Genomic DNA, 7,320 nt, shown 5'->3' on the forward strand with positions numbered 1-7,320 from the left:
ATATTTCATTTGATCTAAAGCTGCTTGTGCTCCATGTGATGCTAATTGATTAGAATTACGATTTCTAGCCATTACCAATCACCTCCTTATTTATATATAAATTGTGTTAAATTTTAATTTAAATACATGGTAATTTTTGGTTATTATTGTTTTTAAAAAAAGAGTCTCTACAATGAGAGACTCTTACATCATTTTATATTAAGAAGTTACTACTTCTAATTTTCTATTTGTTAATACTTTCATTTCTTCTTTTAATATATCTTTCGCATGATGCCCAAACCATTCGAGTGAAGCGAAATGGTCCGTATCTCTCACTTCCTGAATAATCTCTTCATAATTTACGATACCTTCAAATAGTGGGACCATACCAATACGACTTCCCGCTGCTGCATATACATTATTCGGTTCAAATACATGTAAATAATCTGCTGACGATATATTCTTAAAATGATAATGTTGTATCCACGGCTTTAGTCGATGGAAGCTGTCTATTGGATTTGCTCCAGACTCCCATATATGAAGAAAATCAAGGTTTATTTTCAAATTCGGATGATCCACTTCTCCTAATAATTCCAAAGTAGAAGGCAACGTATCCGTTAACGTATTTGGATGTGTTTCTAAAAGTACATACATATTATGCTGAGCAAATACTTCACAAATCATGCGAATGCGATTTACATACTCTTGTCTCTCTTGTTCCGAGAAATCTTCACTACCTTTTTGTCCAGCAAACGTACGAATTTTGTTCGTTTTAAACCAATTAGCTAGTTTTGCAAGTTGTTCACATTTCTCTATCGTTTTTTCAAAATCTGCCGATAATGATATGTCTAAGTAATCACTTATCATCGTAATTTCTAAGTTTTTATTCTTTAAACAATTTAATTCTCGTTCTGTCGTTTCATACTCTTGCATATACAAATTTTGTGCATGAGTCCCCCACAATTCAATTCCTTCAAAACCGTTTTCATATGCAAATTGAACGATATCAGTAAATGAAATTAATTGATGACGAAAGGAAATAGTACATAATGAATATTTCATAGGTTCGAACTCCCTTATCTTAAATTCAGTTAGGTTTTTTTAATGCTAGGACAGACTCGTTTGTTTTCATTTCTTTCCATAATAAAAACTGTTTCTCTAATTCAGCCTTTATTTGCAGTTCAATTGCATTCATTTCATCCAACTTTTCAACAATTGCTAATAACATACCTTTATTATTCGTCATGGCCATTTTAATTGCTCGATACTGTACATTTGTAAATCCTTGTACAATATCTTCTACCCGATCACACCAATAATCAAATTCTTGCTCCGAATATTGCAACGTTTCACGGAAGTATGCAAAGGCATGTTCATAACTATATTTACGAATTGCAAGTACTGGTATTTGTTTTACTGCCGCTACAAGAGCAGAAAGCGAATACCCATCTTCTTCATTTGCCATTTTTATAATTAAATTTTTCAACTCCATAGTTAGTTCATTGTCATTTCTTTTGAAAGTTTCTATGAAATAACTTGCTATCATTTCTTCTGTCGGCTCCTGAATTTCTTCTACATCAATGAAATACCCTCCACCAAATGGGTTATCTTGAACAGAGAGGAGCACTTTTTCTCTTTCCATATTCCCTTCCCAACGAAAATCAGGATCTAGCATGAACCACTCTTCTTCTTTCTCTGTCTTCGATATCATTAAATAATGTGGAAACGGTTTTTGATGGAATTTATTTTCCCTCTCAGGTAATAGAGACATATCAACCATTACAATAACATAACGATTTTCTGGCTTGTTTTCTACTAATTGTAAAAACGTTTCTACATTGCTATCTTTAGCTTTTGCATGATCATACCATTCGTTCACTTTCATGCCATACAACTTTTCATACCATAATAAATAATTATCATGGTTAATATTTTCGGAGTGATACGATATAATACCGCCTTCTGTTATATCAAAATCGCCGTCCCATAGTCCAAAATAAAAGGGACGAAAATCAATATCGCTACGCCTTTTTATAATTTCACAAAAACAACTCACTAAACAGTGAACTTTAATTGAAGTCATGTTCTCATCCACTTTCCTAAAGGTTAGTTATTCACATTTATATCCTGTAACGGCTGTAACTCTTCCATAAAATCAAGCAAAGATCCTACAGTAAGAAATGCCTTTGGATCTACCTCATCCTCTGGAACACATAGCTTTAAATCCATTTCTATGTATACAATGAGTTGTAACATCATTACCGAATCTATATATAAATCTTGATTTAAGTGCATCGTTTCTTCTAAATGCGTTATATTCTTCAGTTCCATTTTTTCTGTCATAATTTTTAATACGGCATTCTTTAATGCTTCCCGTCTCATGCTGTAACCTCTCCCATCTCTAGTAACTTTCTACTTACTTTTCCAGTTTTATTTTTCGGAATTTCAGTTACACTTTCAATTTCATGCGGAACTTTATAAGATGGTAAATGCTGCATACACCATTCTCTTATTTGCACGGGATCAATTTGAGAGATTACTTTCGCTTTAACTATTTCGCCCATCACAGGATGTTTCCCTCGATATACAATTGCCTCTTGAACACCTTCTAGTCGAAGAATCGCTTCTTCTACCTCTATAGGAAAGACTTTTAATCCTGAAACGTTAATCACATCATCCATGCGCCCCATAAAATGAAGGCCGCGCTCAGATTTATACCCCAAATCTTTCGTGAAAATTTCCTTATCATTCATTTTCACTACGATTTCTTCAGGCTTATTTTCATCTGAACCTATGCTTATACTCGCATGAGGTAATGGATTTCCTAAATCTAAATGACTTTTCATATCATGACATATACTAATACAGCCTGCTTCAGAACAACCGTATTGCTGCATCATATATGTTGTCGTTTCTTTTAGTTTATAAAATAATGCTTCTGGTAAAGGCGCTCCAGATGTCATAATTTTATGAAACTGAAATGTTCCTTGAGGGAAGCTCCCCATAATATGTAACATAAGTGGTACTGCATATATAATATGTTTCTCTGTATTGCGAACTATATTTAATGCGAATTTAGGGTTTTTATTTGTAATGATGATCGGCTTGCTTCCCCGCGTAATCGCCGATAATGTACCACATATTAGTCCGTATGAATGTGAAACAGGAGCCATAACAATCGGCACTTCATCTACTTCACAATTTAAGGCTTCATTATAAGCAGTAATTTCTGTATCCACTTCCGTCCATGCTCTACGAATCAGTTTTGGTTCTCCTGTAGTTCCAGAACTATATTGCAATAAAGAAGGCTCTTCTAGTAAAGAGTTCACTACTTCTAATTTCGTAAAATCGCCATATTCTCCACATAAAACCCCGATACAATTTGCACGCTTCGCCATTTCAATAGCCGTTTTTTTGGGCGTATCTTCATGTATAAGCAATACTGATGATTTCTTTTGTTTTAAGAAAAACACAAGCGTAATAATATCAAATGGATCTTTCAAACAAAGCGCAAATCTATTTCCTGCTGCTTCTTGAAATTGTTCCATTTCTTCGTAAACTTGTAATCTCAAATCAAAATCACTTTTGCTATACTCTTGTTTATTAACGATTAGCATAATTTCCCCCTGTAACAACTGATTTTTGTATGTTAAGTTGCCTTGCTCTATACAATGGATTTGGAACTTCATGAACAAGCGATTCCACATCCATATATAATCGACGCTTCGTTAATTGCTCCGCATAGAATGTAGGAGTGTATAGCTGGATACTTTCAAATCTATCTTTCAAGTGTGGATATCCCCTAAAATGATTTTCAATTTCTTCGACCACTATCATCCAAAAACTTTCTTCTTTCCAATCATATTCATCCGCAAGTACGAAAGCTAATTCTCCTACATTAAATAAGAACAGTGCATCTAATACCATCTCTTGTAAACATTCAATACGATCCATTTCAAAGAAATCATTCATTTTTCCATTCGCATACGTTTTATGCATTTTAGTAAAGTCCGGACACTTATTCGTTTCTTTTAAGAATGGACGATAAAACTCAAGTCCTTCATGGAAATCCTTTAATGCAATACGGACAGGTAGCCCTTCTTTATGAACTAAAATCATATTTTGTCCGTGTGATTCTAATGCGATCCCATGCTCTACAACAAGATGCACAACTGGAATAATCGCTTTTTGAATAAGTAATCGTAGCCAATTTTCTATCCCATATTTGTTTAACCATGTATCAATAACTGGTGTACCATCCTTCTCTTTTGCATATACACCATTAAAGGGAACAGCATCCTCTTCTCTATCCAAATATTTATGGACACTTTCACGCCAAATGCACCCTAATGAACCATATGTGGCTTTCTTATTCGTATCATACGTTACACTCGAAAATTCCTTTAACAAAATCACACGTGATTCATCCCTTAAATAAGAATCCTGACTTACGACATCACTTAACCAATTCGATATAGCTGGTGCACTCGCGACTGAATATGGTTTCAGCGTACGGAGTGTTGAAGTGTTAAGTATGTTAAGCGATAACTTTACATATGGTCTCTTTGGATTCGTAACATTTCTTAACGTTCTCATTGACTGTTGCGCACAATAATCGTCCGCTGATTTTCCTAAATAAATAATATTTTTACCTTGTATATGATCAACGTAATTAGGAATGATAAAATTTTCCCATTGCCAAGGATGAACAGGTAAAAATACATATTGCTTTGGATTACATCCCGCACTGTGAATTCGTTCCATGTACGCTTCTAATTTATGCGTGCCTATCTCACCTTTTAAAATATTGTCATAAATCACTTCATTTTCATAACCTACAGTTGCATATTTCTTATGGGCTGCAATCCATATAAGTTTTATTGGCCTCATAAATTCATATCCATATTGAAAATTGTCACGATATTCAAACCCAATGCGTGCTTTATAGCTTGGATGATATGGGTGACCATCAATTAAATGGCTTTCAAAGTCATCGTATGATTTTTGAGTAAATTTCAACTTATTACGTCTTTCATATTGTGCAATCGTGTCTTTAAATATCGTTTGTTCTAATTCATGAATAAAAGAATCTAATTTCGTTTGTTCTACGTTAACAATCCGAAAAACTTCTTCCAAAAATTGCGAAACTGATTGTATTTCTTGTTTTCCCTCTTGAACTCTTACTATGAATGAATCTATAGAGATACGTCCGAATGTCATTCGTTCTCTTCCATAACATTCGTACGTGACACTTTTGTTGTCCTCATCAAGTCCTTGTATAAGAAATAGAATTTGTTCTTCGTTTTCTATACGAACTGGCGTAATGATTCCCTCATAAATTAACGACTCTACTAATTGACGTAACACTCTTCTTCGTACTGAAATGTAATCTTCTGATTCAAGCGCTTTCAATATTCTCGTATGATACATGTCCACTCTCATAACTCCCTCCACCTTATGGGAAATACCATTATTTGTATTACGTGAAATTTTAATGTTATTTATGAACGGACAGCCACTTCTCTAACGAGCGGATTCTGTACCTGTACGTAAATCGCTTGTTCTAAAGGATTACTTAACTCATCGACATCAAAAAATCTCGTTAATAAATTTGCTTTACATGCCAACTGATCCTCTTCCAACAATTCTCTTAAAAAGGTCGAAGGTTCACGGTTATAAGGAAGGAACGATTCAAGTACAGATCTTAATTCCGAGAGAAGAATTTCCTCCTTAATTAATCCAGCTGTACCAAATCCATTAATGAGTCCAAACATATGGTTAAAAATTAAGTAGTAACGAAATCTCTCATCTACAATATAGTCGTCATATAAATTTCCAGTACGTTCTCCAATACCAGCTAACTCATTATTAAGTATCTCTTTCATTGAATTACAGAAATAAAAACCTTGATTATCACGGAAATAATATTTGACTGGGTAACCGCCCTTTAGCTGAACAACACTATTTTGCTGATGAGCTTCTAATGCAACACCATAACGTAAGTACATCCATACCATTGGCTTTAAAGAAATATTCATATATCGTCTAAACCACTCTAAACTTACTTCTTCACAGCTTCTACCTTCTATATCTGCTAGTTGATGAATGATATTCGATAAACGAGTACGTTCCCCAGGTATAGCGTCTTGAACTAGTCCAGCAATTAAAGTAGCGTCATTGACATGTTCGCTATAAAAAGGATTCTCTCGTATAATTACTTCAAATCCTGATTCTTGTGTTCCATAATTTAATGTAATAAATGCTGGATCACAAATAAAATCAAAGCCGGGAAACTTTTCTAGTACTTCACCAATAGCCGTATTTAACATTTCCTTCCCTTCAAGACCACTCTCAAGTTCCTTCAATTTATTAATGCGCATTGAATTTGTTACTTTTACCGGAAATGAAAACTTAAGCATATACTTTGAATCGGGATGATATAACGTCCTAAGTGATGATGTTGCCATATAATACTTACCAGCAGGACCAATATATTCAAGTACTCCTTGATCTATCCAATCCTGGACGTAAGATTGGTGTAATAACCATTCTGCCTGAAGTGGGTGAATTGGAATTAATGAATATTCATCTTTATTACAATACTTTAAGATAAATTCCTTACTAACCATCTCATCATTACGTAACTCTTCTTTTAAAATTACTGTTGTAGAATCTAATAATAATGATTTTTCATTCACTATACTTTTATGTGCCCGAAAATAATGCAGCTGGCATTCTCCTTTTAATTCTGGAGAATACATTGCACTTTTCCAATCCAATATACCTTGTCTACTCTTTGGTGTAGGGTGAGTTAAATGTCCAAATAATAAAGACTGCTCCGCTTCTATAAAGGATGTATGAAAACCATATAATGCAGATGTATCTTCTATTCTCTCTTTTGTAAATTCCTCAATATTTTGACAACTACGGATAACTCGAAGCATAAGTTCCGCAGGATTCGTCCCTTCTCCGTAGTTGATAGACATCTCTTTTATTAAAAATGTAATAACTGTAACGTAATCAGCTTTAATAACAGAATTACTTTCTCCCATTTGATAATAAAACTGTTCTCCAAACAAATGGCGATCTGTTGCTGATTTATATATAACTTCTCCATACAAAGTAACGTTCTGTGCCGATAGCCGACAATATAAATATGTGGGGACTGTATCTCTATTCAACGTATTACTGAAGATACTTTCCATTCCTTCATCCTCTGTAATCCATTCTCCACTCCCTGTTTCTCTTAAATAACAGTTTAAAAAGCTTTGTAATGTTGCATGTTCTGCGATTTGTTTCGCATGCTGCATACTGGTCCTCCTCTTTATATTAAAGCTATCG

6 protein-coding genes and 1 pseudogene are annotated in these 7,320 nt (G+C 34.1%); all 7 read right to left on the reverse strand.

What is annotated here, in order from left to right; all coding sequences use genetic code 11:
* Positions 1-72 (reverse strand): annotated as a pseudogene (locus KI369_RS24135) (spore protein); the annotation flags it as partial.
* Positions 73-198: 126 nt separating this feature from the next.
* Positions 199-1,041 (reverse strand): sugar phosphate isomerase/epimerase family protein, encoded by an 843-nt coding sequence (locus KI369_RS24140; protein ID WP_212957740.1) that lies wholly within the window; start codon positions 1,039-1,041, stop codon positions 199-201.
* 25 nt (positions 1,042-1,066) lie between these two features.
* A complete protein-coding gene (gene asbE, locus KI369_RS24145) occupies positions 1,067-2,062 on the reverse strand; it encodes a DUF6005 family protein (protein WP_212957742.1) in 996 nt (331 codons plus the stop codon).
* A gap of 23 nt (positions 2,063-2,085) precedes the next feature.
* Positions 2,086-2,361: a petrobactin biosynthesis protein AsbD gene (gene asbD / locus KI369_RS24150; protein ID WP_063221727.1), complete on the reverse strand. Its 276-nt coding sequence runs from the start codon at positions 2,359-2,361 to the stop codon at positions 2,086-2,088.
* Positions 2,358-3,596: an AMP-binding protein gene (gene asbC, locus KI369_RS24155; protein ID WP_212957745.1), complete on the reverse strand. Its 1,239-nt coding sequence runs from the start codon at positions 3,594-3,596 to the stop codon at positions 2,358-2,360. Before asbC ends, asbD begins: the two co-directional genes overlap by 4 nt.
* Positions 3,583-5,421: an IucA/IucC family protein gene (locus KI369_RS24160; protein WP_212957747.1), complete on the reverse strand. Its 1,839-nt coding sequence runs from the start codon at positions 5,419-5,421 to the stop codon at positions 3,583-3,585. The genes asbC and KI369_RS24160 overlap by 14 nt, the downstream gene beginning before the upstream one ends.
* A gap of 59 nt (positions 5,422-5,480) precedes the next feature.
* Entirely contained in the window at positions 5,481-7,289 is a 1,809-nt protein-coding gene (locus KI369_RS24165; protein ID WP_212957748.1) for an IucA/IucC family protein, read from the reverse strand.
* Positions 7,290-7,320 lie beyond the last annotated feature (31 nt).

The sequence above is a fragment of the Bacillus sanguinis genome, assembly GCF_018332475.1.
Classification (GTDB): Bacteria; Bacillota; Bacilli; order Bacillales; family Bacillaceae_G; genus Bacillus_A; species Bacillus_A sanguinis.